26 protein-coding genes and 2 pseudogenes are annotated in these 26,449 nt (G+C 60.4%); 12 read left to right on the top strand and 16 right to left on the bottom strand.

Annotated elements, in window-relative coordinates:
• Window positions 1-506: 506 nt before the first annotated feature.
• The 6 genes and pseudogenes from ACKWRH_RS28020 to ACKWRH_RS27995 form a co-directional block, all read right to left on the bottom strand.
• Window positions 507-644 (bottom strand): tyrosine-type recombinase/integrase, encoded by a 138-nt coding sequence (locus ACKWRH_RS28020; protein ID WP_445222486.1) that lies wholly within the window; start codon window positions 642-644, stop codon window positions 507-509.
• Between the two features lie 636 nt (window positions 645-1,280).
• A pseudogene (locus ACKWRH_RS28015) lies at window positions 1,281-1,507 on the bottom strand (hypothetical protein); the annotation flags it as partial.
• Between the two features lie 895 nt (window positions 1,508-2,402).
• Window positions 2,403-2,558 carry a hypothetical protein gene (locus ACKWRH_RS28010; protein WP_445216142.1) on the bottom strand — a complete coding sequence of 52 codons (156 nt, stop codon included), beginning with the start codon at window positions 2,556-2,558 and terminating at the stop codon, window positions 2,403-2,405.
• On the bottom strand, window positions 2,546-2,698 hold the full coding sequence (locus ACKWRH_RS28005; protein ID WP_445216141.1) for a hypothetical protein: 153 nt from the start codon (window positions 2,696-2,698) through the stop codon (window positions 2,546-2,548). Before ACKWRH_RS28005 ends, ACKWRH_RS28010 begins: the two co-directional genes overlap by 13 nt.
• Window positions 2,695-2,886 carry a hypothetical protein gene (locus ACKWRH_RS28000; RefSeq protein WP_445216140.1) on the bottom strand — a complete coding sequence of 64 codons (192 nt, stop codon included), beginning with the start codon at window positions 2,884-2,886 and terminating at the stop codon, window positions 2,695-2,697. Before ACKWRH_RS28000 ends, ACKWRH_RS28005 begins: the two co-directional genes overlap by 4 nt.
• A gap of 138 nt (window positions 2,887-3,024) precedes the next feature.
• Window positions 3,025-3,375: a hypothetical protein gene (locus ACKWRH_RS27995; RefSeq protein ID WP_445216139.1), complete on the bottom strand. Its 351-nt coding sequence runs from the start codon at window positions 3,373-3,375 to the stop codon at window positions 3,025-3,027.
• Window positions 3,376-3,414: 39 nt separating this feature from the next.
• Between ACKWRH_RS27995 and ACKWRH_RS27990 the strand changes: the two genes are divergently transcribed.
• The gene (locus tag ACKWRH_RS27990) at window positions 3,415-3,639 is read left to right on the top strand and encodes a hypothetical protein (RefSeq protein ID WP_445216138.1); all 225 of its coding nucleotides are present in this window, start codon (window positions 3,415-3,417) and stop codon (window positions 3,637-3,639) included.
• Between the two features lie 792 nt (window positions 3,640-4,431).
• On the opposite strand, the pseudogene ACKWRH_RS27985 reads toward ACKWRH_RS27990, so the two are convergent.
• The 3 genes and pseudogenes from ACKWRH_RS27985 to ACKWRH_RS27975 form a co-directional block, all read right to left on the bottom strand.
• A pseudogene (locus ACKWRH_RS27985) lies at window positions 4,432-5,735 on the bottom strand (ABC transporter ATP-binding protein).
• Window positions 5,736-5,748: 13 nt separating this feature from the next.
• The gene (locus ACKWRH_RS27980; RefSeq protein WP_445216137.1) at window positions 5,749-7,482 is read right to left on the bottom strand and encodes an ABC transporter permease; all 1,734 of its coding nucleotides are present in this window, start codon (window positions 7,480-7,482) and stop codon (window positions 5,749-5,751) included.
• Between the two features lie 16 nt (window positions 7,483-7,498).
• Entirely contained in the window at window positions 7,499-9,475 is a 1,977-nt protein-coding gene (locus tag ACKWRH_RS27975; protein WP_445216136.1) for a carbohydrate porin, read from the bottom strand.
• An 844-nt stretch (window positions 9,476-10,319) separates the two neighbouring features.
• On the opposite strand from ACKWRH_RS27975, the gene ACKWRH_RS27970 reads away from it, so the two are divergent.
• Window positions 10,320-10,586, top strand: coding sequence for a metal-sensing transcriptional repressor (locus tag ACKWRH_RS27970; RefSeq protein WP_445216135.1), 267 nt, complete (start codon window positions 10,320-10,322; stop codon window positions 10,584-10,586).
• A 77-nt stretch (window positions 10,587-10,663) separates the two neighbouring features.
• Here the strand turns inward: ACKWRH_RS27970 and ACKWRH_RS27965 are convergent, their stop codons facing one another.
• The 6 genes from ACKWRH_RS27965 to ACKWRH_RS27940 all read right to left on the bottom strand — a co-directional run bounded on the left by ACKWRH_RS27965 (window position 10,664) and on the right by ACKWRH_RS27940 (window position 15,631).
• A complete protein-coding gene (locus ACKWRH_RS27965) occupies window positions 10,664-11,257 on the bottom strand; it encodes a site-2 protease family protein (protein WP_445216134.1) in 594 nt (197 codons plus the stop codon).
• A 49-nt stretch (window positions 11,258-11,306) separates the two neighbouring features.
• Entirely contained in the window at window positions 11,307-11,813 is a 507-nt protein-coding gene (locus ACKWRH_RS27960; RefSeq protein WP_445216133.1) for a flavin reductase family protein, read from the bottom strand.
• Between the two features lie 100 nt (window positions 11,814-11,913).
• Window positions 11,914-13,428 carry a 4-hydroxyphenylacetate 3-hydroxylase family protein gene (locus ACKWRH_RS27955; RefSeq protein ID WP_445216132.1) on the bottom strand — a complete coding sequence of 505 codons (1,515 nt, stop codon included), beginning with the start codon at window positions 13,426-13,428 and terminating at the stop codon, window positions 11,914-11,916.
• Window positions 13,429-13,502: 74 nt separating this feature from the next.
• Window positions 13,503-14,018: a MarR family winged helix-turn-helix transcriptional regulator gene (locus tag ACKWRH_RS27950; RefSeq protein WP_445216131.1), complete on the bottom strand. Its 516-nt coding sequence runs from the start codon at window positions 14,016-14,018 to the stop codon at window positions 13,503-13,505.
• Window positions 14,019-14,169: 151 nt separating this feature from the next.
• Window positions 14,170-14,946: a maleate cis-trans isomerase family protein gene (locus tag ACKWRH_RS27945; protein WP_445216130.1), complete on the bottom strand. Its 777-nt coding sequence runs from the start codon at window positions 14,944-14,946 to the stop codon at window positions 14,170-14,172.
• On the bottom strand, window positions 14,936-15,631 hold the full coding sequence (locus tag ACKWRH_RS27940; RefSeq protein WP_445216129.1) for an isochorismatase family protein: 696 nt from the start codon (window positions 15,629-15,631) through the stop codon (window positions 14,936-14,938). Before ACKWRH_RS27940 ends, ACKWRH_RS27945 begins: the two co-directional genes overlap by 11 nt.
• Window positions 15,632-15,718: 87 nt before the next feature.
• Here ACKWRH_RS27940 and ACKWRH_RS27935 point away from each other — a divergent pair, with 87 nt between their 5' ends.
• The 6 genes from ACKWRH_RS27935 (at window position 15,719) to ACKWRH_RS27910 (ending at window position 21,174) form a co-directional block, all read left to right on the top strand.
• Complete coding sequence (locus tag ACKWRH_RS27935) at window positions 15,719-16,678, top strand: polysaccharide deacetylase family protein (protein ID WP_445216128.1); 960 nt, start codon at window positions 15,719-15,721, stop codon at window positions 16,676-16,678.
• A 72-nt stretch (window positions 16,679-16,750) separates the two neighbouring features.
• Complete coding sequence (locus ACKWRH_RS27930) at window positions 16,751-17,623, top strand: branched-chain amino acid ABC transporter permease (RefSeq protein WP_445216127.1); 873 nt, start codon at window positions 16,751-16,753, stop codon at window positions 17,621-17,623.
• Complete coding sequence (locus ACKWRH_RS27925) at window positions 17,623-18,474, top strand: branched-chain amino acid ABC transporter permease (protein ID WP_445216126.1); 852 nt, start codon at window positions 17,623-17,625, stop codon at window positions 18,472-18,474. The genes ACKWRH_RS27930 and ACKWRH_RS27925 overlap by 1 nt, the downstream gene beginning before the upstream one ends.
• On the top strand, window positions 18,471-19,232 hold the full coding sequence (locus ACKWRH_RS27920) for an ABC transporter ATP-binding protein (protein ID WP_445216125.1): 762 nt from the start codon (window positions 18,471-18,473) through the stop codon (window positions 19,230-19,232). Before ACKWRH_RS27925 ends, ACKWRH_RS27920 begins: the two co-directional genes overlap by 4 nt.
• Window positions 19,229-19,999, top strand: a complete 771-nt coding sequence (locus tag ACKWRH_RS27915) for an ABC transporter ATP-binding protein (protein ID WP_445216124.1) — start codon at window positions 19,229-19,231, stop codon at window positions 19,997-19,999. Before ACKWRH_RS27920 ends, ACKWRH_RS27915 begins: the two co-directional genes overlap by 4 nt.
• On the top strand, window positions 19,999-21,174 hold the full coding sequence (locus tag ACKWRH_RS27910) for an ABC transporter substrate-binding protein (protein ID WP_445216123.1): 1,176 nt from the start codon (window positions 19,999-20,001) through the stop codon (window positions 21,172-21,174). Before ACKWRH_RS27915 ends, ACKWRH_RS27910 begins: the two co-directional genes overlap by 1 nt.
• 45 nt (window positions 21,175-21,219) lie before the next feature.
• Here the strand turns inward: ACKWRH_RS27910 and ACKWRH_RS27905 are convergent, their stop codons facing one another.
• Window positions 21,220-22,284, bottom strand: a complete 1,065-nt coding sequence (locus tag ACKWRH_RS27905) for an alcohol dehydrogenase (RefSeq protein ID WP_445216122.1) — start codon at window positions 22,282-22,284, stop codon at window positions 21,220-21,222.
• A 189-nt stretch (window positions 22,285-22,473) separates the two neighbouring features.
• Here ACKWRH_RS27905 and ACKWRH_RS27900 point away from each other — a divergent pair, with 189 nt between their 5' ends.
• From ACKWRH_RS27900 to ACKWRH_RS27885, 4 genes are all read left to right on the top strand, one after another.
• The gene (locus ACKWRH_RS27900; protein ID WP_445216121.1) at window positions 22,474-23,997 is read left to right on the top strand and encodes an aldehyde dehydrogenase family protein; all 1,524 of its coding nucleotides are present in this window, start codon (window positions 22,474-22,476) and stop codon (window positions 23,995-23,997) included.
• A gap of 158 nt (window positions 23,998-24,155) precedes the next feature.
• The gene (locus tag ACKWRH_RS27895) at window positions 24,156-24,884 is read left to right on the top strand and encodes an autoinducer binding domain-containing protein (RefSeq protein WP_445216120.1); all 729 of its coding nucleotides are present in this window, start codon (window positions 24,156-24,158) and stop codon (window positions 24,882-24,884) included.
• Window positions 24,885-25,077: 193 nt separating this feature from the next.
• Complete coding sequence (locus ACKWRH_RS27890) at window positions 25,078-25,716, top strand: acyl-homoserine-lactone synthase (protein WP_445216119.1); 639 nt, start codon at window positions 25,078-25,080, stop codon at window positions 25,714-25,716.
• Between the two features lie 34 nt (window positions 25,717-25,750).
• On the top strand, window positions 25,751-26,287 hold the full coding sequence (locus ACKWRH_RS27885; protein WP_445216118.1) for a hypothetical protein: 537 nt from the start codon (window positions 25,751-25,753) through the stop codon (window positions 26,285-26,287).
• Window positions 26,288-26,449 lie beyond the last annotated feature (162 nt).

The raw sequence follows: 26,449 nt of genomic DNA, 5'->3' as shown, positions 1-26,449 counted from the left end.
CGGTGACGGGACTGAGGGCAGTCCCGAATTTTCTTTAGGTCGCTGAGGCTTGAGCCGATAATAGCTGGCTTTATGAAAAGACGAATTTCGTTGCATGATCCAACTGGTCTTGTGCGACGAACGCTGAGGATTCGTCGGGATGCGAATGTCTGCGACAAATCGTAAACGACGAGAAATCCCCGAATACTGCTAGAGCACATTTGAAATACCAAGGAAAATTAATATTTAATGGTTTGCGAAACAAGATTAAAATGAGCCCAGCGGCGACTGGCACGGTCGGTCTTTTGACCCGCCGTAACTCTCCAACCGCTTTATGCGGGCCGCGCCCTATGAGCTGCACTCCCCGAGCCCGTTTCTCGGCCTCCAAGTAGGGAAACCGCGACTTTGGGCGCAAGCGTTTCGGCGACAAGGTTATGCGATGGAAGAACTAGTCGCCGAACTTGTTGCTGCGTTTCTCTCGACTGACCTTGCCCCAACACCGGAAGAACAGGCAGGACTATCAAATATCACCCCGAAGCAGCAACCTCGTCCGATATGGACCGCATGGTTCGCTTCATGTCGACGTCAGACCATTCTATCCGACAGATCTCCGCTTGGCGCATCGCAGTCGCGACTGCGAAGCGAACGATTCTTCCGAGCGGCAGAAACTGTTGAGGGTTAGATTCCGCGTATCCGATTAATCGGTCCAGCTCGTCCTAAGTGGGACGGCGATCGCGGTCGTTTGATTTTCCCACGAGGTCGAGGTGTTTGAGGGCAGCTCGGGCCAGTTGAACACTCTCGGCAGAGACATCGATGCCCTTGGACCGCCGCAGCGTGGAGTAGGATCGCTCGAATGAACGCAAAATCAATCGCAAGGGTGGCTGGGCCGGCGCCTTGTGCGGCTCGCTTCCGTCCGAACTCGACCAATCTCTCGCGGGTCATGTCTTGGAGGTTTACCCGTCCAAGGGAGGTTTTAAGCGCCTTAAGCACCATGGACTTCGATCGTCGAACTGGCTTGCCGATTTGGGCAAGATCGTCGAGATGCAGCGCGATCAAATCGGCGAGGATTTTGGGCTGCTCCGGCTCGGAGCGTCGGATCGGAGCGGCTCGATCGATTGAGCGCTCCACATCAAGTGCCCACTCTTCGGCATCTCGCCGTCGTACGAAGGCGTTGGCGATGTACTCGTTCTTCCTCCTGACTTGAACGCGCCAGCTTCCAGACACTTGAGCTTCGTAAAGGTCGGCATTGGGTGTGCACTCCACCCCGATTTCGTGTGCGCTACGTGTGCACTGCGAGATCAAGAAGTCGCATCGCGGGACCACCCCTCGACAGGATTGAAGGATACAATTCGGACTGGACAGGCGTACTGGCCGGACAGGAGATTTGCAGGACGCCCTCAAGGTCGCTGTCGGCCTCATCCGTCTCATGCCAGGCGCAACCGGCGCGCGCGCCGAAGTCTTCAAGCACCAGATAGATGTCGCGGTCGAGGCGGTCGGCCGGCACGATCGACGCATACGCGACTCCGATACGACAAAGACGAAGAGACGGCCCCGGCTGCGGAGGGATCAAGGGGGTAGGCCAGGGCCGCTCTGCCAGCTCTGGCAGCGAGACAGCGACGACTCAAATATTCGTCCGCCGTTGTGGTTCCTTTTCAAACTCAAGCCGGCGCTGTCCGTATCTAACCCAGTGTCCGAACCTGATTTAAGGGGACCTAACATGGTAGAGGGCAAGCCAGCGGGGAAGGGCGCTCCCACGACCCGCGCGGGCAACAGGAAGGCTGAGACGTTGATCAACAGTGCTGAGTGCCAAGAACATGCTGACCACTACAAGAGACTTTCTGGCGCGGGCGGCATTTCCAAAAATCGCGCCGCCGTCCTGAAAAACATTGCCCGAACTTATGTGGGTTTGGCCGGCCAACTCGATAGACTGGCGTCGCTAGCGAGGTACGAGCAGAGGTAGGCAGGCTCAGCTGCCGGCCTCAGTTGAGTTTCCTTTGCTTTCGATCGCTGGCGGGCCCAGCACTCCCGGCGCTCTAATCCGCAATTGGATCGGCAGCCGGGAGCATCGGGGCTGGAATCGACATGTCGTGCCATGTCGGTCCTCCTAGTGACAATACGTAGAAAGCCGGATTCCGGTAGTTGTCCGGACTCCATTTTCGGAACGGGGTGTTCTACTGAAAGAACACCGGCGCGATTTGATCACCAGTTCTTAGTATGTCCGGGAATGCCGCAGTGGGGGCTGGAACCACGCTGCGGCTTTTCCCATTGGACCCCGCGTTACAGATGACGCGGCTCAATCTGACAAGCCCACCACGTCGTACTCGAAGGCCACGCCCTCCGGATCGTTTTCATCGAGCCAAACCTTGGCAGCTTCCTAAGTCGCGACACCATCAACTCTTTGCCCTGATCGTAGATCCAGACGGTCATTGATCCCTCTTCAGCTTGCGCCGGCCCCAGTGCGGCTCTTTTCCCTTTGGGTTTAACTCAGGGACATAGTGACGGTTCAATGCCCGCATGATGCCGATCCGGGCGAACATCGTCGGGCTGCAGCCTTCCGCCACCAGGATCAAGGCTTGCATGGCCGCTGCCACTCCGGCGCCGAGTGCTCTTTCTTCGGCAGCGACGCGATGTACTCGCCGGCGTCGAGCAGCGTGACCAGTACGCGATCGCCGATCGCGATTGGATCGTCGAAACGCCGACCCCAGCCTCGTTCGGTCATTGCTTCCGCTTCAGCTCAGGTCCCGCGGCGGCAATGGCGCGTTCAACCTCGTCGGCCAGAACTGTCAGATGCTCGGCCAGCTTGGTGAACAGTTCTCGCTTCTTGGGTTCGGTTGCCAGATCGCGGATCAAGGCGCACTCGGCAGCATCCGTGCGGAGCTTTTCCAACTGAGCCTGCATGTCCTTCATTGCGATCGGTTCCGTTCCCGATCTGGAACTATACCGCTTTGTGCAAAAGCAGACAGATCTGATTGCCGGTTTTTCTTATGCTCGTGACCACCTGGCGACCCCATTACCGCCAAGGTAGCCTCCAACGGCCCCGGCAATTTAGTCTTTTGCTGGGGCCGCTTTTGCGCTGGTGCCGATCAGCCGGACATAGGTCCCGCTCTCGTGCTGTTCGAGCCAGCCGCATTCAACTGCATGCTTGATGCCGGCCCCAAACTCCGAGCCACTGGCCTTTAGCATGTAAAGGAAGGGCGCGTTGACCTTCCCGATGTGGATGCGGCCGTCCTGGACAGCTTCAATAGTCGTCGCGAGTTCAACCAGCCTTCGGGCTGCGACACTGCGACTTCCGGGTTGGGCGACCAGTACATTGATGCGATGTGCGTGCATTGAGTCTGAGGATAATTGCGATATCCCGAAATTTTGCTTGCTCCGTCGGGCAAAACAGTGGTTCATAGGGTGCTGGTCCTAATTGCTCCAGGGAACAGCAGGCAAATGGCCGACAAGATCGACGCGGCTTCCGAACTGTCAAAAATCGCAAAGCTCAACGGAGACTTCCGAAAAAACTACGGAACTTTGCTCGGAGCTTTTTTGTATCTGCGCTCAATCAGCGCCGCGCGCGAGCGTTCCTGGCTTTGGGGCGGCTTGTTTTCCCTTGCTTGTTCGGCCGCGCTGGCTTGGACGGCGAAGCACGGCTTTCCGTGGTTAGGCGTTCGCTGAGCGATTGAGCCAATGCGAGCGCTGTGTCGAACCGCTCCATTCGGTGCTTGTTTTGCACCTTCTTAGAAAATCGAAATTGCCGTCTCTCTTGTCCGGTTATGGGTAGGAGCACGTAGTCTGGGACGGCTTATTGTCCTCAGCTAAGCGGATAGTCGCGATCGTCATTGCATTTGTCAGTTGTGCGTTCGCCGCCGACATCCGCTTCGGCCTCCACCAAGACCCCGGCCGTGCGTACGGGAGCCGGACGTTGGCTCATTCGCCACCGCACCCTGGAAGCAGCCTCCCTGCGTGACGACGGGCTATTGATCCAGGTCGTTTGAGCCAACGGTAGGTCGGGCTGCTGCCATTGCATTTCTCGGCCGTCCTGGATGCTAGCGACGCTGCCAGATCAACCGGTGTCTTCGGCACCCCTCGTTTCTTCAGGTAAGCGGAACTGGCACGGTGCACCTGTCGAATGAGCCCGACTCGCGTCGCAATCATGCTGATGTCGGATAGTTCGCCGACGCGCACCGCGACATCGACGTGCTCATCAAGAATGCTCACACCCCGATCGGTCAACTGCATGCGCAGCCGGATGTCTGGAAAAAGCGCGTTGGAATTCGGCAACGGGCAACCGTGAGTACGGCCGAACACCACGGGTAGGCTGATCGTCAGTCCTCCCTGAGCGCTCGATACTCTCCGGATGCTGTTGCGGCAGCCGGGCGGCAAGGGCGGCCTTTCCGTTGATCAGGATGCGTCCAACGGCGCTTTGCTGGCTTCGACCCGTGGGGCGAGCTCGACCCCAGCAGCTTATTAGCCCGGGTTTTCGAGGCTGAACGTCTCCGACTGCTCGTCATAAGCGAACAGCTCGCCATAACGTCCCCAGGACACCACGGTCCTGAGCGTCTCGTCCGCATAGTCCTCGGACATGTAGTCCTCGAGCTCGTTGCGGAACCGTGCCGCGGGGGCGGTATGGGAGGGACGTTCGTCGAGCACGCGGCGAATCAATCCCATCACCGGCACGTATGTGACGAGATGTTCGGCGAACAGCTTCTTGCGTGCGTCGGTTTCGAGATGGGCAAAACGCTTGCCCGTGTCGGTGAGCATCAGGTCGCCTTCGCTCAGCTGGGCGAAACGCAGCAGTTGCAGGGACTCACCGAGGTGGAGGATCTCGTCGGCCTCGAGTCGGAGCTGGCTTGCGAGCACGGGCAGGTCGGCGTGTCCGTGATATGGCGGCCCCGCCAGTGTCTCGATCAGGCCCGACAGCACGTTGGACGATACGTGGTGCAGGGTCATGCCGACCCCGGAGCCCAGGATGCCTTCGACGGGAGGCGCCTTCGGTTCGGCGCGTTGGGTCATGCGCGCGTAGATGCTGTCGACGAGCTGCCGGAATGGGGGTCGAGCCGGTTGCGCGGATGCGGCATGTCGACCTTGATCTCGGCGGCGACACGCCCCGGATTGGATGAGAACACCAGGATGCGATCGCACATCAGGACCGCCTCCTCGATATTGTGCGTCACCATCAGGATCGATTTGATCGGCAACCGGCCCTCGATCCAGAGGTCGATCAGATCCGTGCGCAGCGTCTCGGCCGTGAGGACGTCGAGAGCCGAGAACGGCTCGTCCATCAGCAGGAGGTCCGGATGCACCACCAGCGCACGGGCGAAGCCGACGCGCTGGCGCATGCCACCCGACAGTTCCTTCGGGAAGGCGGACTCAAACCCGTCAAGGCCGATCAGGTCGATCGCAGCAAGGGCGCGCTTGTGGCGCTCGGTGGCATCGACGCCCAGCGCTTCGAGTCCGAGTTCGACGTTCTGGAGCACGGTCAGCCAGGGAAACAACGCGAATGACTGGAACACCATGGCGACGCCGTTCGGCGGCCCGACGATGGTCTCGCCGCGACAGGTCGCCTGTCCCGCAGACGGGCTGACCAGGCCGGCGATGATCCGCAGCAAGGTGGACTTGCCGGAGCCGGAGCGACCGAGCAGGCCGACGATCTCGCCCGAGCGGATCGTCAGGTCGACCTTGTCCAGCACCAGGAGCTGTTCGCCGCTGCCTTTCGGGAAGGACCGGCAGACACCGCGGATGTCGATGAGCGCAGAGGGTTGATCGAGCATGATGGTCTCCTCGTCAACCGAGCCGCAGGCGACGCTCGCCGAAAGCATAGAGCGGCCGCCAGACCAGACGATTGAACAACGTCACCAGGATGCACATCGTGGCTATGCCAAGCACGACGCGCGGGAAGTCGCCGGCTTCCGTGGCGGAAGCAATATAGGCGCCGAGCCCGGTGGCCTTCAGATGCGTGTCGCCCCAGCTTGCGACCTCCGCGACGATCGACGCATTCCAGGAGCCACCGGACGCGGTGATCGCGCCGGTGACGTAATAGGGGAAGATGCCGGGCAGGATCGCCTTGAACCACCACCGCCATCCGCTGAGGTGGAAGCTGCTCGCGGCCTCGCGCAGGTCGCTCGGGAAGGCGCTGGCGCCCGCGATGACATTGAACAGGATGTACCATTGTGTGCCCAGGATCATCAGCGGGCTCAGCCAGATGTCGGCGGCAAGCTTGAAGTGGACGATGGCGAGGACGAAGACGGGAAAGGCGAGGTTGGCCGGGAAGGCCGCCAGAAACTGCGCCAGCGGCTGAATCCGTTCCGCCAGTTTCGGGCGAAGGCCGATCCAGACCCCGACCGGCACCCAAACCAGCGTGGCGAGGCTGATCAGGACGGCGACGCGCAACAATGTGATGAGCCCGTCCCTGATGACGACAAGAACGTCGGACATTCCGAGACTGGCTGAGAGATAGCGATACGTCAGCCAGGCGGCATAGGCCGTGCCGGCGAGGATCAATGCGATCCAGACCGTATCGACGAGGCGTGAAGTCTGGACCTTGCCTGCTGCCGCGGGCGGCAGCTTCGGCAGCGGAATGCGCAAGTTCGAGATCGCGCGGCTCAGCGCCGCGAAAGGAAGGGTCAGCGCACGCAGCGCCCGAGTCCGGCGGAACAGGTCGAGCATCCAGGAGGCCGGCGCCTCGCCTGAGGCGGTCTGCTCGAAGCGGAATTTATCGGCCCAGGCGACGATGGGGCGGAACAGCAGCTGATCATAGGCGATGATCACGAGCAGCATCGCCAGCATGGCGTAGAGGATCGCCGGCAAATCCTGCTGCTGAATCGCCAGCGCGACATAGGAGCCGATTCCCGGCAAGGTCACCGTGGTCGTGCCGACGGTGATCGCTTCCGAGGCGACCACGAAGAACCAGCCACCCGACATCGACATCATCGCGTTCCAGATCAGTCCCGGCATCGCGAACGGCACGTCGAGGCGCCAGAAGCGCTGCCAGCCGGACAAATGGAAGCTTTGCGTAGCCTCCTCGAGGTCCTTCGGCACGTTGCGCATCGACTGGTACATGCTGAACGTCATGTTCCAGGCCTGGCTGGTGAAGATCGCAAACACAGAGGCGAGCTCGGCGCCCAGCACCTGCCCCGGAAACAAATTCATGAAGAAGACGACAGTGAAGGTGAGGAAGCCGAGGATCGGCACCGACTGGAGGATGTCCAGCAGCGGGATCATCACCATCTCCGCGCGCCGGCTCTTGGCGGCAATCGCCGCATAGACAAAGGTGAAGACCGTCGAGCATGCCATCGCCAGCAGCATCCGCAACGTGGTGCGCAAGGCATAGAGCGGCAGGTTTGAAGGATCGAGCGAGACGGGCGTGCGGTCCAGCTCGGACAGGGGCGCGACGGTCTGCTTGCCGCCATAGACGATCAGCACCATGGCGCCGATGATGAGGATCAGCGTCACTACGTCCCAGATATTGGGACGTGCTGCCAACCCGATTGTGGTTGTGCGAATATCCTGCAGCCTCACGATGCGGTCCTCTCAGTTAGAATTCCGCGTGAAAGCGCCCCGAGAAGATCGAGACTGGGCCGCGATCGGCGTTGTAGGCGGGATTGACGACGAGCTGATAGTCGGCGGTCATTGTCACGCCCTTGATCAGCGAATAAGCGTAGTAGACCTCGAGGATCCGCTCGTTGTTGTAGTTGAGACGGCCGTCGCCGATCAGGAGACCGACGCCGCCGGCGGCAAGGAAGTCGCGATGCGCGGCCGACAGGCCGTTGATGGCACCGCCGACGCCGACCGTGTCATCCGGACGCCCCCAGCGGCTGCCCTTGATCGACAGGCCACCCGACAGGCTGCGGTCGATGTCGGTGAAGGACAGGATCTGGTTCTGGCCGTCGTTCCAGCTTGCGCGGGCGAACAGGCCGACGTCGCCCGCGATCTGCTGCTCGAGATTGACGTAGAAGCCGTATTTGGAGCGCGTGCGTTGGTTTGCCGTCGTGATGTCGTTGATGTCGAGTGCTGGGTTGGCCGCTGCCTGTGTAACAACTTCATTGTAGTTCGCGGTGTTGCCGCTATTGGCGAAGACGCCGACGCGCAATTTGCCGAATTGCTCGAGAAGCGTATGACGCTCCTCGAATTCGACGACCGTGCCGCCGGTCTTGAAGGTCAGCACGTCGCTGTTCGGCGCTGACGGCACCTGGAACAGGCCGGCGCGGATCGTCCAGTCCTTGCGGTTGAGCTCGACCACCGCGCCGCGGGTATAGCCGGGCAGATCGGCGGGGAAGTCGTAGGCGCCAGACGACCACATCGCCCAATTCATGAAATCGGCGCGCGGATCCTTTGCATAGGAGTTGCCGTCGAAGAAATCGCCGACGGCGAAACGGCCAACGATCAGCGTGACCCGGTCGATATCGCGCTTGCCCGCGAGCTGGTTCGGCGCGTCCTCGACCGCTTCCTGCTCGCCGCCGAGGCCGAAGGTCTGCTTGAGGTAATACCGCTGCGCACGGATTTTTGGGAACGGCGCGCCGGCCTTCTGCGCTTCGCCGTTGGAGAAGCCGGCAAGGCCGAGTGTGCCGTTGAGGCCAAAACCCTGCGCGAGCTCGGGATTGAAATAGAACTCGCCGCCGTCCCAGAGTTTTGCGCCCAGGAACGCCGTCGTCGTCCATGTCGCCTGGAATTGGCCGCCACCGGGGAGGCTCTGCGGGCTCGCATAAGGCGAACGGATCGGCCCATAGCCTTGCGGCAGCACGGTGGTCTGGGCGTGGACGTTCCAATCGTCGGTTTCAGGCAGCTTGGTCTTGCCGACGACCGGCATCCAGGGCGTATCGCCGAACTGATAGTTCAGGCCGAGCTTGAACAGATGAATGCGCGGATCGACGTCGACGCTGTCGAGGCCAAAGCCGGCGAGGTCGTATGTCTTGCGGGAGACGTCGACATATTCGTATTCGGCCTTGGCGGTCCAATTGCCGCTGACGGCGTATTCGAGACCGAGGCCCGCGGTCCATCCGGCCTGGTAGTGGCCAACCGGGAATAGCGGCGTGACACCGTCGGCATCGTTGACGTTGATGTGTGTGTGTCCCCAGGCGACGCCGCCGGTGATGTAAGGCATGAACCGGTCGAAGGCGTAACCGACGCGACCGCGCACGGTGCCGACATAGTCGATCGTGGTGTTGAAGGGCACCGGCGAACGCGCGAGTGCCAGACCGTCAAGCGGAGCTGTGAACGTCGCATCAGCCTCAATACCGAGCACGACGCGGTTGGCGAGCTGCCTGTTATAGCCGAGCTGATAGCCGCCGCTGAGCCCGGTTGCGCTGTGCGGCAGGAGGACGCCCTGCTCGGGCAGGGGATTGGCGCCAGGGCCGAAGCTCGCGACGCCATAGCCGAAGTGACCGCCGACATAGAAGCCTGTCCATTGGTACAATCGGAAATCATCCCACCCCGGGGATGGCCGGTCGCCTGCCGCAGCGCAGGCGGAGGCCAGGCTCGTTGCAAGACCTCCAACGAAGAGCGCATATTTCATCACGAACACTCTCGATTTATCCAATTCCAATGCGTTCAGCGCTTTCGCCGTCGTCCCAATGCCAGCCAAATTCCGACCCGCTCGAGCGATCGTGTCCCAGACAGGAGCGCGGCGAGCCCCCGCCGGGACAGCCGCTGCTGACCATGAAGGGTCATGACCAAGCGCAGCGAGTGGCGGGCTAGTCGTAAGACAGCGACTGCAGCCACACGGCGTAGTCTTGCAAGGACTGCGCTGGTCTCGATCACCATTGGGCACACAAGCCAGCGCGATCGGGCCGGTCCACCGCGTTTTGACGCGCCGGTGTCCGACTATCTCGTTGTGACATTGCAGGGGTGTCGACCTGCCAGCGACAGGTCAATCCATCGGCGGTCTGCGACCAGCGACAGACAATGCGCACGCGCTGCGCCAAGCCGCGGTGCGTGGTTCGCTTGGCCTCGGCTGGCGAGAAATTGTCGTTGGCGGCAATAGAACATCGCGATTCCAGCGACGTCCGCCGGAATCCAAGCCAGTATTTTCGTGCTGATGTCTTCAACATCGCCCACCTCCACCTCCGCGACACGCGGCAGGTCAGTGAGCGGAATGCGACCACTTATCTGGGGTCGCGAGATCTCACGCCGGCGTCGTTGTCGCGTTTGTCTATGATTTGCGGCACAGCTGCTTCCTGCGGAAGGAGTGTGCAATAGCGAGTACTGCCCATGGCTCTTCGTCTGTTTGTCATCTGCCAGGCGCGGTATGCATCCGGCATTGGTCAGCGGCATAGTCTTGCAATTCGGCGGAGTCAAGCACATGTTGCTATCCTCCCACCAGGATAGCGACGATCCTCCGGGGGAGGATAGGAGGAACGATGCCAGATCACGTACACGAGTCCATCGCGCGCCGTCTTAAGCGAGCTAACGGCCATCTCGAGACAATCATCGAAATGATCGAACAGGAGCGTCCCTGCGCTCAAATCGCGCAGCAGCTGCGGGCTGTTGAAGGAGCGATCGAAAGTGCCAAGAAAATGCTCATTCACGATCATCTCAGTCACAGCCTTGAACGGTCGGTTGGCACGGCGAGCGCAAAGAACAAAGCGATTCTCAAGGAGTTCAATCTGATCGCGAAATATTTGTGAGGCGAACGGGGATCCCCTCTTGGACGAGCTGGGCAGACAGGTGAAGGTGACGCTGTCAGTCATGTCGATGCCGCCCGTCACTCGATAACGAGCGATGGCAGCGCGAAGAAGAGGAGAGCACCGAACAAGGCTACGATCGACAATATGCTCGTTCCCCACCTGAACAATTGCGGCTCATGCTCAATCTCGACGACGTTACCGGTTAAGGCCTCGACCGCGAGCATGACCAGGCGGCCGCCATCGAGAGGCGGAATCGGCAAGAGATTGAAGAGCGCGGCCGAGAGGAAGCCGATCAGTAAGGTGATGCCGCTGCCAGTCTTTCCAAGGCGGGCAAAAGTGAAGTTGGGATCCTGGTCGTAGGTCGCAAGGATCAGGACGCACGCCAGGGTCGCATTCGCGAGCGGGCTGGCAAGCAGGATAATGGCGCGTTCCCGCAGACCCAGGCTCCGAAATGCCTTGGGCCGTTTTGCGCCCTTGAGGGATCGGCGCACCTGCGGAACCGGCTCGTCGAAAAATCCGCAGGCGGATCGAACCGGTAGAGGCTGGAATGCCCAGACTGTACCCGAGGGGTCGGCAAATCGGACGATCGTCTGCCCCAATCCAATGGTTACCGTCACGGCGTTGTGGCCAACTGCGCGGTCCGCGTAGAGGTGGCCAAGTTCGTGAACCACGAGTGTGCCATATCCGCCGGCGGCGAGGACGAGGGCATGCCACATAAGGTCAGCAGCCCAAATTGGGCCCCTCCGGTTGGAGCTGCCAATAGCGTCCCTTTGCGAAAACGAGAGGTCGCCCGAGCCCATCCGGGGCTTTGTGAATTGCAAGAACCCGTGAGACGAAGAGCTCGTGGTCGCCCCCATCGTGGCGTGCGTACTGCTCGCATTCCAAAGCGACCAGCACACCGGGAAGAAGCGGGGTGTCGAAATGACCCTTGATCGACCGGACACCATCCCATTTGCTGCTCTTGGCCCGGGCAAACCGATTTGAGAGCTCTTCCTGGCTTTCACTGAGCACGTTGATCGCGTATCTGCGGCACGAGCGCCACTTTGCAAGGCTGGCGGCACCAAGGTGAATGCTGAAAACGACCAGCGGAGGATCTAGCGACACCGAGTTGAACGAGCTCATGGTCATACCCATTTGCTCGCCCTCGTCGGTCGTCGCAGTCACGATGATGACCCCGGTTGGGAATTGGCCAAGCGCGTCACGGAATTGCCTACTGTCGAAGGTCATGGCTCTCCTTGCTCCGAGATCACCTAGAAGGATTCAATAGACCTGCCAGCTTCGCGGTCTCGGATGACTTCCGAGACCGGGAAGGGCGCGGTCGTTGCTGTCATTTGGCAGGCGTGACCGCGTCGCGTTTCCAAGGGATGACGCGAGCTGGCGTGGCGTCGGATGGGAGGCTGTAGCTGGCCATCAGCTTGTCGACGGTTTGATCGAGCGAGGACCAGGGTGCGAGCCTCATGCTATGGGCTCGAACGAGGAACGGGGGGCCTGCATAGAAGTTCTCGTACTGGACGTGCCGGGCGCCAAATTCCGAGGCCAGTAGATCCCAGGCCAGCTTGTAGAGCTTCATCCGGTCCAGTGCGCTCTCGTGCTCGGTTGACCAATAGGTCTCGAAAAGAGCGTTCATCTGGCCGTTTTCAACGATCGAGATGTCGGCCGGCATCTGAAAGATCGCGCCGCCCATCAACTCCCTGACGGTTGCGCAGATCAGTCCGTAATTGTCCTGGCACCAGCTGAGCGCAGCATACATGTAGCGCTGGTTAACGACGACGTAGCCGTCGCCGACGGATTGATGATCGGCGATTTGACCGGCGATAAGGCCGGCGATGGTCGCCTCCATGGCGGCAAGCCGTCCGAGCGTCTCTTGAACCGCCGGAATTCCCCGAACGCCGGCGGATTTTGCGATCTTGTTCGCAAGCCCAACGATCAATTGCAGCTTGGCCCAGAAACGGACGTTGGACTGATGGTTTCCGAAGTAGTGACCACCCGTTTCCATGTAGATCGCGCGGCTGAGATCGACATTGCCAATCGTGAAGACGCGGGACCAGGGCACCTTCACATTGTCACAGACGAGCATGCAGTCGCTCTCATCGAAGCGAGAGGAGAGGGGATAGTCGAAGGCGTTAGGAGCTGCCTGCTCCATCGAACGTCGCGACCAAAGCGACAATCCTGGTGTATTGGCAGGCACAGCGCAGGTGACGGCTTCCTTGATTCGATCAGGAGCCAGCGGTGTCAGATTTCCGATCCAGATCTCGTCACAGAAGGCGCCGCCTGTGGCCAGCGTCTTCATTCCGTGGAGAGTGATCCCTTCATTGTCCGTGGCCGAAACATGAAGTGCCGGCGACTTGAAGAAAGACGAGGCGGCATCGGATGAATAATTGCGCGCTCCCTGCGGAGGGTGGGTCGCGTAGCTGACATAGAGATCGTTGTCACGAATATAGGTGTAATAGTCGAGGAGGTGTTGCCGGAAGCCATGGTTCGGGACGTCGAATATTTCGGGGCGGCAGGTCATGCCGGTGATGAACGATCCGACGTGGTCCGGCGATCGGCCGAACAGCCCATAGCTGGCGTCGGCCCAGGCTTTGTGCCCTGCCATGCGGAACTCGAGATCTTCTCGGCACCGTGGCTGCTTGAAGTAGAAGCTGTGGCGCTGTCCATCTTCGAGGAAGGAGAGCCGACCAGCATGTTCTGGATCGCATTTGAGATCGAACAGGCGCGCGAAGCTCTGGGCCGAATTTCGAAAGGCGGGATGGGTCGTCACGTCATCGACGAGGTGACCTCCAAGGTAGATCTCGCGCCCGTCCTTGAGGGATCGAAGATAGTTGGCGCCAGTTCTGAGCATTGTGTTTTCTCCAATATTAGTTAAGTAAACTAAATAAAATGAAGGGGCACTGGTGTCAAGCCGGCTCTTGACGCCTATCGTGCAGTGCGCCTGCGACGCTTGGGGGGCTGCCGTAGCGCAGCCTCGCGCTGGTCAGCGGCGACATCTTTCAGGACTGAAATCGCGCTCTCTGCACGGGAGATCAAGACACTGAGTTCATTGGAGTAGGTGAGGGCGCTGTGGCTGTCGAGATGGCCGTAGAGTGCGTCATTGACCATTTGCTGTATGGGCGCGATTGCCGTCAGCGAGGAGACGCCCTTGTCTGTCAATTCGAGAAAACTGACGCGCCTGTCGTCGGGGTTGACGATCTTGGCAAGGTAGCCCTTTTCGACGAGGTCGGCGATCTCGACGCTCACATAAGCGTCGGTCATGTGCATCTCGCGCGCGATCGACCGGACAGTCCATTGCTGCTTGTCGGAAAGGCGCCCGACCGCCTGCATGAGCACATATTGAAAGGACGAAAGCCCGATCAGGGAAGCAAATCCCCCGCGCACGGTCTCGAGCAAGCCCGAAAGCACGAAATGCTGGTGGGTAATCATGCGCACCAGCATGTCGGTCCCGTCAACCATCAGGGCGGCGCGAGAAATCGTCGGCGGAAGTTGAGGAACGCGAGGCCGGATCGCAGCCGGTTTGGCCTTCGTTGCGCGCTCCTTGGACTTTGTCATTCCGTCTGTTCCTCAAATGCCCGCAGCAAACGAATCGCTACCTTGCCACCCTCGCGGGCCACCCGTCGATTAGCACGCTTTGATCCCCCTCAACAGGGAGCGCGGCCCGGTGGCCTATGGCCCTAAGGACGGCCCAGCCCAGACAAAGATTGGAGGAGAGGACCGGCTTGCCCGTGGCGCGCATGATGTCCGGAATGGCCCGCAAGGTCGGAGCACCCGTCCCGGTCAGGACGATCGCATCTGCCGATTGCCAATCCAGGCGGAGGACTGCTTCAACGACCCGGGAGGCCCGAAGCTTGTAGATGTCGAGCGTATTGGAGGAGCCCGAGCCGCTGCCCAGGTCGATTCCGCCCTTCGCAGCCAGATCAAATCCCGCCTGCGACCAGTAGGAGAATGAGGCTGCCTGCAGCCAGGCAGGATAGGGGCCGAAAAGCGCGATGCGCTGTGCTCCGAGCTCGGTGAGGGCGAGTTCGATGGCCTCGGCCGAGGAAAGGATCGGGTAGCCGTAAAGCCGCGAGAGTTGCTCGAACTTTCGGCTCACTTCGTCCTGGCCGAGCAGATAGGTCGTTGCCGTGCACGCGAAGCCGAAGGCTCCGAGCCTGATCGCGCCGAACCCCTCCAGGCTCTCTCCCAAGTTGAACAAATAGTCTGCGAACCTCTTTCGGGCGTCGTTCGGGTCGCCGCGGAGGCGGGTCGTCAGCGTGAGCACGTCCGATGGCATGAGAGTAGCCATTTCAGGCTCCACGGTCGGATTGGACTGCGGCGGTGCGAAACCGACGATCCCTCCGGATCCATATTCGAAATCATTGGACATCATCGCGCTCCGTCAATTTGGCAAGGGTATGAAGCAATTCGTCGGTGGGAAGGACGTCGGCGTATTTCTGCGCCATGTCGAACAAATTCACGCCGTGAGCGACCGGGCTGCGGTCGTAGACGCACTCTTCGGGCAGCGCGACGTGGAAATTGTAGGAGAAGGCGTCGACCACGCTCGCACGAACACAGCCCGATGTCGTGCAGCCCGTCATGACGAGGCTGTCGACCTTGAGGTCTATGAGATGGCTTGCGAGCGTGGTGCCGAAGAATGCGCTGGGATGCTTCTTTGGGATCAGGATGTCACCGTCGATCGGGGCAACTTCCCTGACAAATTGGTATCCGACCGGAGGGATCGTCATGATCGCCGGGACTTTTGCTGCGAGCCGGCCACCATCTTGCCGAACCTTCGGCGCGACATGTGGGAAAAGGACAGGCCAGCGCTTCCTCCTGAATAGTTCGAGCGTTCTGCTGATATGCCCAACAGCTTTCCATGCGACGTCGCCGCATGACGTGGGATACTCTTCGACTGCCTGCCAGAACGGCATCGGAATAGAGCCGGTCGTTCGATACTGCACGTCGATGATCAGGAGCGCAGGTCTGCACCCGATGCCTGCCGCACGGCCAAAGCCAGCTGCATCGTATCTACGCTGATCCTCGCCGGTGATGACGCTATCCCAGGGTCGCACAGTCAAACCTCCTTCTCAGAAAAATAGTTTGCAAAACTAAATATCGTCCGATAGCGTGGCGGTCAATAGAGGAAGCGTGGAGGGCCCATGGCCAAGTTTGACACCAAGATGAACCGGTATCCGTTTGTGCCCATTACGCAGCGGCCGACCTACGAATGGCCCGATGGCAAACGGCTTGCGGTCTATTTTGCGTTGAACATCGAGGCTTTCGAGTTCGGGCGGAATCCGGGGCCGGACTTCACGACGATGCCGGCCGCTCCGTTTCATCGGGGGTATGCCTATCGAGACTTCGGAAACCGGGTCGGCGTCTGGCGCCTGCTCGACCTCTTCCGAGAGTTCGACATTCCGCTGTCCGTGCTCGCCAATACGGCCGTCTACGACGCCTATCCCGCGCTCATGGCCGCATTCCGGCAGCGAGGCGATGAATTCGTCGGTCACGGCCGCACCAATTCGGAGCGGCAGATCGACATGAGCGAAGAGGAGGAACGCGAGATGCTGAAAGAAGTTCGGCGGCGCTTCGAAAAAGAGGAGGGGATCGCTCCGCAAGGTTGGCTCGGACCCTTCATATCGCAAAGCACGAAAACGCCCGAACTGCTGGTCGAACAGGGCTTCGGCTACATGCTCGACTGGTTCTACGATGAGCAACCGCAGCTGTTCAGGACCGATCTTGGTCCCATTCTCAGCGTGCCGTACCCGTCCATGGAGCTGAACGACCTGCCGGCTGTCTTCAACAGAAGGGTCAGCGACGCGGAGTTTGCCGATCTGCTGATAGATGCCTTCGAGCAGCAATTGCAGGATTCCGAGAAGTATCCGCTCGTCTTCTCAGCCGCACTCCACACCTTCGTCATGGGGCAACCGCACCGGACCAGGGAACTGCGACGTGCGCTCGCCCATATCGCATCCCACCGCGACAGGATCTGGATCACGACGTCAGGCAAGATTGCCGAGCACGCGCTCGCTCTGCCGAAGGGCACCCTCATTAGCCCCGATGCCGCTGACACCGGCGTTACGTCCGCGCAAACCGCGCATCGCGTGAGCGATGTCTGATCCTCAAGGAAATTTCGATATGGCGCTGCGAAGGCTTGTTGATTTCACGTCGGTCGAAGGGATGAGAGAGTCATGATTGCCCAGCAGATCGTGAACGGCCTCATGCTTGGAGGCGTTTATGTCATGATTGCCGTGGCTTTCACGCTGGCAATCGGTGTTCTCAACTTTCTCAACTTTTCCATTCCGGGAATCTTCATGATTGCCGGAATGGTCTCGTGGGCGGCGCTGAAGAGCGGCCAGCATTGGTTGCTCGCATTTGGCCTGGCGCTCGTGGCGAGCGCGATCATCGGCCTTTCGGTCTATCTGCTAACCTACCGACCGAGCAGCGACAGTGACCCGGAAGTTCCGCTCGTCAGCTCACTCGGCTTCCTGGTGTTGCTTGAGAACCTCGTCGTTCTCTGGTTGGGATCGGACCAACAATCGTTTCCTGCTCTCATTGCCGACTTCAATTTCAGAGCCGGATCAATCATCGTCGGCGGAGCCCAGGCGCTGAGCCTCGCTTTGTCTTTCGCATTCGTCGTTGTGCTGTCCATCTCGTTGCACTTCACAAACCTTGGCCGTCAGGTGAGGGCGATCGCCGAGAGCCGGCGCACTGCCTTGGTTCTTGGCGTGAATGTCGGCTCCGTTGTCCCGAGGGTGTTCGTGCTGGGTGCGGTCTTTACCGGCATCGGCGGCATTCTCTTTGCCATCAGCTATCTCCAGGTCTCCTCGACAATGGGGGAGAGCATCGGCTTCAAGGGGATCAGCGCAATGATCATCGGGGGCATGGGCAATATTTGGGGCGCGGTCGCCGGCGGTCTTCTGATCGGTTTGGTCGAGATCCTGTCAACGCAGTTCCTTGGCGCCGACTTCGTCAATATCAGCGTCTACGGTCTGCTGCTCGCCCTGCTGATTGCAAGGCCTGAAGGTCTCTTTGGGGCGGCCGCAGCGAGGGAGAAGCTCTGATGTCAGGTTATCAGACTGGCTTGATCGTGCTGCTCGCGCTCAACACCATCGCGGCGTATGGGGTCTATCTTCCGATGGCGGCCGGGCAGCTCAATCTCGGCATTGCCGGGTTTATGGCGATTGGCGCCTATGCTGGAGCCTATTTGACCAATGAATGTGGTTGGCCTGTGCTGGCTGCTGTCGGGGCCGGCGGGGGAGCCGCGGCGATCCTGGCGATCGCCATAGCCGCACCAATACTCAGGACCCAGGGCATCTATTTGTCACTTGCGACCTTCGCGTTGGGCCAAGTGATCTCCGCGATCTTCCTCAACCTCGAAGTGGTTGGCGGCGCCGCGGGCTATCCGGTCTCGGTCCACATCGAGGCCTCTCTCGTTGTCACCGCAACTGCTGTCGTTGTTTTTCTCGTCGGCCTGGTGTCGACGACGCGAGTAACGATCTACTTTGCAGCCGTTAAAAGCGACCCTCTGGTCGCCGACCTGCTGGGACTAAACGTCAAGGCCATCGGCATTGCCGCGCTGACGGTAGGGGCAGGAATCGCCGGGATAGGCGGCGCGCTTTATGCGCACTATTTCAACTATATCGAGGCCCAATATTTTGGCGTGATGCTGAGCACGTACACCGTCCTGTACGTGCTGTTAGGCGGTACGCAATCGGTCTGGGGGCCGCTGGTGGGTGCGGCGATCTTCACGCTTCTGCCTGAAGCGCTGAGATCAAGCTCTCAATGGCGATACGCCATCTTTGCACTCTTCATCATCATCTTCATGGCCCTGCGTCCGCAGGGACTGATCACACGCGGACTTTCGCGCCGTCGCGCGCAGACTGCGGCACAGGGTGGAACAACTGCGTCATGACCGGATTCCTTTCCGTCCAAAATCTATCGAAGTCGTTCGGCGGTCTCGAAGTCGTGCGCGATTTGTCGTTTGATGTGCCCGAGCGAACCGCGACCGCGCTGATAGGTCCCAACGGCGCTGGAAAGACGACCGTGTTCAACCTCATCAGCGGGGTGTACCAGGTCAGCTCCGGAAGCATCCGATTTCATGGGGAAGACATCGGTGATCTCCCATCCCGGCATCGCATCAAGCGTGGGATCGCGCGGAGCTTTCAGAACATTCGCCTGATACCGCGCCTGTCGGTGATCGATAATCTGCTGATCGGGCAGCACGTCACCTTGAAGTGGTCGCTCGATGTGCTCCGGCCATTTCGGCTCATTCGCGATCACAAATGGGTCCGTGCGGCCAGGGATGAGCTTGCCGCATTTGGTCTGCGTGACTATGCCGACGAACCTGTCGGCTTGCTTCCCTACGGGGTTCGCAAGCGCGTCGACTTGATCCGCGCAACATTATCCTCGCCATCAATTCTCATGCTGGACGAGCCCGCGGCGGGGTTGAATGCATCGGAGACACGCGAGCTGCACGGTCACCTCCAAATCCTGAAGGAACGGGGAACGACGCTCCTGGTGATCGAGCACGACATGCATTTCATCCGGTCGATGTGCGATAAGATTGTCGTGTTGAACTTCGGTAGCAAGATCGCCGAAGGGTCATTCGACCAAGTCAGGACGGATGAGCAAGTTCGTGAGGCCTATCTGGGAACGGAGCAGGCAGCATGAGCGACTGCATTCTCGACATCCGGAATCTGTCGTCCCGCTATGGACGGGTCGAGGCACTTAAGGACGTTTCCCTGCAGGTGGCACGTGGGGAAATCGTGACGGTTGTCGGTGCGAATGGAGCCGGCAAGAGCACGCTCCTTCATTCCATCCTCGGGGCCGTCTCGCCAACGAGCGGAACAGTCCTTTTTGCGAACACCGACGTTACTCGGTACCCGATTCATCGGCGCATCGAGAGCGGGCTTGTCCTCGTACCGGAAGGCCGTCGAATCCTGGTGTCGATGACCATCGAGGAGAATCTGCTGCTCGGTGCTCATAAGCGGCAGGACAAATCTGCCATACGGCAAGAGATCGACAATATCTACGACCGGTTCCCCAATCTCGCTCAGCGTCGCGGCCAGAGCGCGTCCTGCTTGTCTGGCGGCGAGCAACAGATGCTGGCGCTTGGCCGCGCCATGCTGGCGAAGCCGCGGCTTCTGATGATGGATGAACCATCTCTGGGCCTGTCACCCCTGTTTGTCGCGAAACTGTTCGACCTCATCCGTGAATACAACCGCGAAGGGCTCAGCGTGCTGTTGGTCGAGCAGAACACTGCAAATGCTTTGAAGATTGCACACCAGGCGACGGTTCTGGAGCTCGGGCGCGTCGTCATGCAAGGAAATGCTGCTTCGATCGCAGGAAGCTCTCGGCTGCAGGAAGCCTATCTCGGTGGTTCAGCGCATGAGGCGGCAGAGGTTGCTCACATGAGGAAGTCGATAGGGAGGCGATGATGAACTACAAAACTGGCTTGATCGGACTGCTGATGGCCGCCGCGTTTGCGTCGGCCGCTTATGCGCATGAGGACGATCTCGTTCTCGGCTTGTCAATGGCACGGACCGGCACATTCGTAAGTGTTGCGAATGCGAATGAGATTGCGGTGGACTTGGCGGTTGACGAGATTAACCGCGCCGGTGGCGTGAATGGCCTTCCGCTCAAGGTCGTCAAGTTCGACACGGCAGGGGACCCGAAGCAGGCGGTTCTGGCGGTCGAACAATTTGCGCGGGACGCCGGAGCGCTCGCTGTCGTCGGCCCATTCTCTTCGAGTGAGGCGCGAGTGGCGTTCTCTGCCGGGGAGCGTCTCGGCATTGCCCAGATGTCGATGTCATCGTCAGCGCCGGGAGTGGCGGCCCCATTCAAATTTGCCTTCCGGAACACCGTCGATGAAGGCCTGGTCATCGAAACTGTTCTTTCGGTGATGCGGGCAAAGGGTCTGGGCATGAGGACGGCCGCCATTGCCTACGCGACGGACGACGCCGTATCCAAGGCGGTCGGTACGGCGGTGCTGCCGGAGGCCCTGTTGAAGATCGAAGTTCCCGTGAGCGGCTTCGTCGATTTTCCGTACAAGGCATTCGACATGTCGGCGCAGGTGTCGAAACTGGCCCAGCTGAAACCTGATATCGTCGGCGTCGGGGCGCCGCCGGAGGCCATGATCAACCTCGCGAAAGAAATGAAGCGGCAGGGCGTCAACGCGCGCCTGTTCGCAGGCACGACCGTCGGAGATCCAGACCTCCCAGTCCGGTTCGGGGATGCCGGCGAGGGGACGATCATCGGCTCGCCCTTTTACAGCGACCTGAATGATGCCGTCCGTGCCTTTGCAAAATCGTTTTCAGTGAGAGCAGAGGCCGCCAAGATCGGCCGGACTGTGCCGAACCAGACCGACATATCCAGCTACGACATCGTCTACATGTATGCCGAGGCCATGAAGCGAGCGAGGGTCACCGGCGAGCACTCAAAACTCGCAGCCGAGCGCGCTGCCATGAAGGACGAATTGCGGAAAATGAGGGATTATCCGGCGCTCGGGGGCAAGATCACGTTCCGTGAGAATGGCGATGCGATCAAGCCCATCTACGTGCTTGAGGCCAAGGGCGGGCGGTGGACGCTATTCGATCAGCGCACGGGCGACTAGACGGATCGGGCGGTGCCGACTTGCCGGCACCGCCCGATCAAATCGTTACGACGAGCGCCCCGGCACCAGCACGGCTCGTCCAACGATACGGCCCTCCCTCAGGTCAGTCAGCGTCTCATGGGCGCTTTCCAGTGGGCGGGTCACGATCGGCATCTGGTCGACGCCGGTCCGTACCAGAGCCATCAGTTCGATCAGGTCGCGCCGGCTCCCCACGAACGAGCCCGATATTGTGATAGCTCTCAAAGGCATTGTTGCCAGGGGGAGGGTGCGCTCTCCGCCGTAGAGCCCGACAATCACATATGTTCCGCCCTTGGCGAGGGTCGTCATGGCCAGATCCCACGAAGCCGGAGATCCCACGAAGTCGATGATCGCGTGGATGCCTCCATCGGCAGACTCGGCAACCAGCCTGGCGAAGTCGTCCTTGGTCGGATCGAGCGCAGCAATCGCCCCCGCAGCCAGCGCGGCGTGCCGCTTTTGGGGGTCAATGTCCGCGACGATCGCGCCCGATCGCCCCATCGCCTTCAGCAGCGAGAGGCACATCAATCCGAGCCCGCCAGCTCCTACGATCAGGATTGGCTTCCTCAATCCCTGAGGGCCGAGCTTTTTCAGGGCCGAATAGGCCGTAAGGCCCGAGCACGCATAGGGCGCGGCCTGTTCCGGCGAGATTGTGGGGATATCGATGAGGTACCGGGGGTGGGGGACCAGGACGTGGTCGGCATAGCCGCCGGGACGCAGAACGCCGAGATATCGGGGAGTTGGGCACAGATGCTCGTCCGAGTTCTTGCAGACCTGGCACTCGCCGCATCCGAACCACGGATAGACCAGATAATTCCTGCCCGTTTCGACAAAGCCCATTGCCTCTTCGCCAACTGCGACGACCTCGCCAACGACTTCGTGGCCCATCGTGTGCGGCAGCTCCTGGCCCCGGTCGGACATCTTCATCATCTTGCCGCCACCAAGGTCGTAGCCGCCCTCCCAGATGTGCAGGTCAGTGTGACAAACCCCGCAGGCGTCGACCTTCAGAAGAACTTCACTGCCTCTGGGGACCGGTGTCGTCGTTTCGATGCATTCGAGGGGACCCCGGTATTGGGTGAGCGCAAGACTTTTCAAGTTTTCCTCCGTTGTGGGTGAGTCCGGATGACATGTCGGCCACCGCTCCCGATCAGTGGCGCATTCTTCCCGTGTGCAATCTGATCTGGTTGTTGAAGCAGCAAGCGTCGGGCGCGGTCCGCTTGACATCTCGGTGACGCATCTATAGCAATATAGTTAGCTTTGTTAAATAACTAAATGGAGTTTTGGATGTTTGAGCCGGCTTTGAAGAACTTCGATATCGGTCCTTTGAACTCGGGCGCTTACGCCCATGGAGACGGGTGGAGCGCAACCGCGGACAGAATTCCATTCGACGCTGTGTATCCAGCCGAAGACAAGATCGTGGCGACGATTGCCGGTGCGAATGAGCGTGACTACGAGCGCGTCATTCGCTGTGCCCAGGCCGCGCAAGTCGATTGGGCCTCTGTTCCTGCGCCGAGGCGCGGAGAGTTGGTTGGCCGGATCGGCGCGTTGGCCGCCGAGCACCTCGACGATCTCGCTGCTCTCATCGTCGTCGACACCGGTAAGGCCCTCAGCGAGGCCAAGGCCGAAATCCGCGAGTTGATCGACATGGCGACGATGGCGGCCGGCCAATCCCGCATGATGTACGGGTCCGTTCAGCAGTCGCAGCGCAGCAAGCACCGCATGTACGATCAGTGGTTGCCGCTCGGCGTCGTCGGCGTCATCACCGCTTACAACTTCCCGGCTTCGGTGTGGGCTCAGAATGCTTTCCTGGCGGCGATTGGCGGCAACACGGTCATCTGGAAGCCTAGTCCGAAGGTCCCGCTGACCGCGCTCGGCGTGCAGCAGATCTGCAACAGGGCAATGAAGGAGCTCGAGCTCGACGGCGTCTTCTCGCTCTTCATGCCAGGCGACAACAGCGTGGCCGAACTCCTCGTCTACGACAAGCGTGTTGCCTTGGTGTCGTTTACTGGATCGAGTGGCGTTGGCCGCAGGGTCGCAGATATCGTCGGAAGCACCTTGGGACGCCGATATCTGCTTGAATGTTCAGGCAACAACGGCTGTATCGTCGATCAGACGGCCGACCTCAAGCTGGCGGCACGCAGCATCGCCTTCGGCGCAATCGGAACGACCGGTCAGCGCTGCACGAGCACAAGACGTGTCATTGTCCAGCGATCGGTTGCCGAGCCTCTCGTGGCGCTGCTGAAGCAGGCGTTCAGCCAGATCAAGGTCGGCGATCCCCGCGATGCCGAAACGATCGTCGGTCCGCTGGTTGACCGCGATGCGGTAATGCTTTTCCAGAGGGCCGTCCGCGACGCGCGGGACGCTGGCGGCAGGGTCGTGTTTGGTGGCAAGCGTATCGAGCGGCCGGGCTATTACGTCGAGCCGACGCTGATCACAGATATTCCCCACGACCTGTCGTCGGTTCAGAAGGAGACGTTCGCGCCGATCGTCTACGTCTTCGGCTACGACACGCTTGAGGAAGCCATCCGCATCAACAATAGCGTGCCGCAAGGCCTATCCTCGGGCATTCACAGCACGGATCTCTCCAATATCGAACTGTTCCTGTCGGCCGCAGGGAGCGACTGCGGCATAGCAAGAGTGAATATGGGAACGACTGGCGCGGACATCGGTGCGGCGTTCGGTGGTGAGAAGGAGACGGGCGGCGGACGCACGGCCGGGTCTGACGCCTGGAAAGGTTACATGCGAAGGCAGAGCGTGTGCGTTAACTGGGGAGGGACCTCTCCCTGGGACGGATGTATCCGCCTCTGATCCGAACAAGACGGCTTCGCCGAATTGACGGCAGGCCTCAAGCCGCTGTGGCTTGAGGCCGCCGCTCGTTGCCGCTGCGTAGCGTTGGAGATCGGCCTCAGATGAACTCCTGAGCGAGCAACCGGGCTCGCAACCCCATGAATTGGATCCAGGCAGCCATGAACTGGACAGAAAACATCTTCCAGGAGTTCGTTGATGCCCTTCAGACGGCCGTAGACGACAGTGAGTTCGAGCGCATCGCCACGCGCGCGTGCCACGGGCTCGGTTTTCGCTGGTTTGCCTATCTCAACATCGTCGACAGCTCGCTGAAGCTCATCTCATCATATCCGAAATCCTGGACGAGCCGATATTTGCGCCGCCAATATCAGCGGCTCGACCCCGTCGTGCTCCGGGCACGAAGTGAACACACGACCTTCACCTGGGGAGCATCCTCCGGGTCAATTCGCCCCGCAAGCCGGGAACAGGTCCGCTTTTTTCAGGAGGCGACCGAGTTCGGCATCAAGTCGGGCATTACAGTGCCGATCAGGGCAGGGTTCGGCCGCATGGCGGCCTTCACTGTCGCAACCGATGACGCCCTGATGGAGCCGGACATGCTGCCCGCAACGTCCCATGACGTCGTCCAGCTGCTTGGCCTTTATTTCCACACGCACCTGCGCGGCCGGCCCGCAATCAGCGAAGAGCCGCAGCGCGTCCAGATCCTCAGTCAGCGCGAACGGCAATGCTTGGCATGGGCGGCGCTCGGCAAGACCGTTTCTGAGACGGCCGTGATCCTCGGCATCACGCCTCGCACGGTGGCGTTTCATCTCGAAAACGCCCGCCGCAAGCTCGGCGCCACGTCTATCACCCACTGCGTCGCGCTGGCGATGCGGCAAAGACTTCTGCCCTGACGGATTTCGATCTCTCGGCCGACCGGTGCCGCGACGCGTCAAGACGTTCGGCAAATTGAACCCAAGTGGAAAAATTGACGCTTGTTTGCTGACGCTAGCGCAAGTTTCGGTGCGGTCATGAACCTGTAAAATAGCACAGGCGCCGCAAACGCCTTGCTCTGGTCTGGTGAGCTCCCTTCCAACGGAGTTCGCCATGCACGCCATTACGCTCGACCATCGCCAAACCGGATCCCAGCTCGACCTGCTGGCGCAAATGTTCCGCCTGCGCCGTCGGGTGTTCAGGGATCGGCTGGACTGGACGGTCTCGGTCTCCGGCGATCTCGAGATCGACATCTACGATGCCCTGGCACCGACCCATGTCCTGGTCGTCTCAGATAACCACGTCGTCCTCGGATGCGTCAGACTGCTCCCCACCACCGGCCCAACCATGCTCGCGGATACGTTTCCCATGCTGCTTGGAGACAAGGAGGCGCCAAGAAGCAAACTCGTCCTCGAGAGTTCGCGATTTTGCATCGACACCGAACGTGTCGCCGAACTCGGGCAACGCGGATTCAATCGCGCAACCTTCGTGCTTTTTGCGGCAATGATCGAAACGATGCGTGCCAAGGGTGCAAATGCGATTGTCACGGTCACGGATGTGCGAATGGAGCGCATCCTGCGGCGCGCATACTGGCCGCTCGAGAGATTGACTGAACCGCGCAAGCTCGGTCAGACGACTGCGCTTGCGGGTTATCTGAGAGACTCCGACCTGGCGCTCGAGGCGATGTACCGGCAGGCGGGCCTTACGGGGCCAGTTGTGCGCAAGCTGCCCGAGGGCCGCAAAGCTGCTTGACCACATTATGCCTCGCGCCCAAGGAGCCTGGATCTTGCTGGCAGATCCCCGCCAGAGCCGTGTCGTCCTGCTTAATCCCGCGCGAGGCAGCGTAGCGGGAGGGGCTGAGGCTTTCGCCATACGATGCTTTGAAGCCCTGGCACTTCTCCCGACCTGCCGTGATCTTCTTGGCGTGCAGTTGATCGCGTTTGGCGATTATCGGCCGAGCTCGCTTTCTGCAGAGGTCGCCGCCGCGACCGAGCATTTCCAATCTGAGGCTCTATCGCCATGGCGAGATCCGGCCTTTGCCGCACATCTTGCGGATGCGCACGTCGGAATCGTGTTTTTCGGCGGCTTGTATCTGGAAGAGGACGTGCTGATTGCAGCGATCGAAGGCGCGACACGGGGGTATGAGGTGCGGCTACTCTCGGATCTGGCATTCGCGAGAAGAGAAGCCGATCGCCAACTTGTCGTAAATCGCCTGGCGCATCATGGCATCCTCACGACGACAGTTCGCCAGACGTTGTTCGAGTGGGCCGTGGCCCGTGATGATCGAGCGTTGACGCTCAGGATCCAGCAATTGCTCTCTTAAGCGGGCGCCCTCCGCAACCTTTCGCTTGCGGGCCGGGCTCTCGTGAACCGAGCCCAAGACGGTCTCGGCCTACCAGCTTCGATCCCTGACGCAAAGGACAGCGCCGTCGGGATGGAAGCGAGATCCAGGAGGTGTTGTCCGGGACGCGGCGCCTTCGAAACG

Source organism: Bradyrhizobium sp. Pa8, from assembly GCF_052588265.1.
Note: the sequence above shows the minus strand (reverse complement) of the source record. Positions and strands in the feature narration are given on the sequence as shown.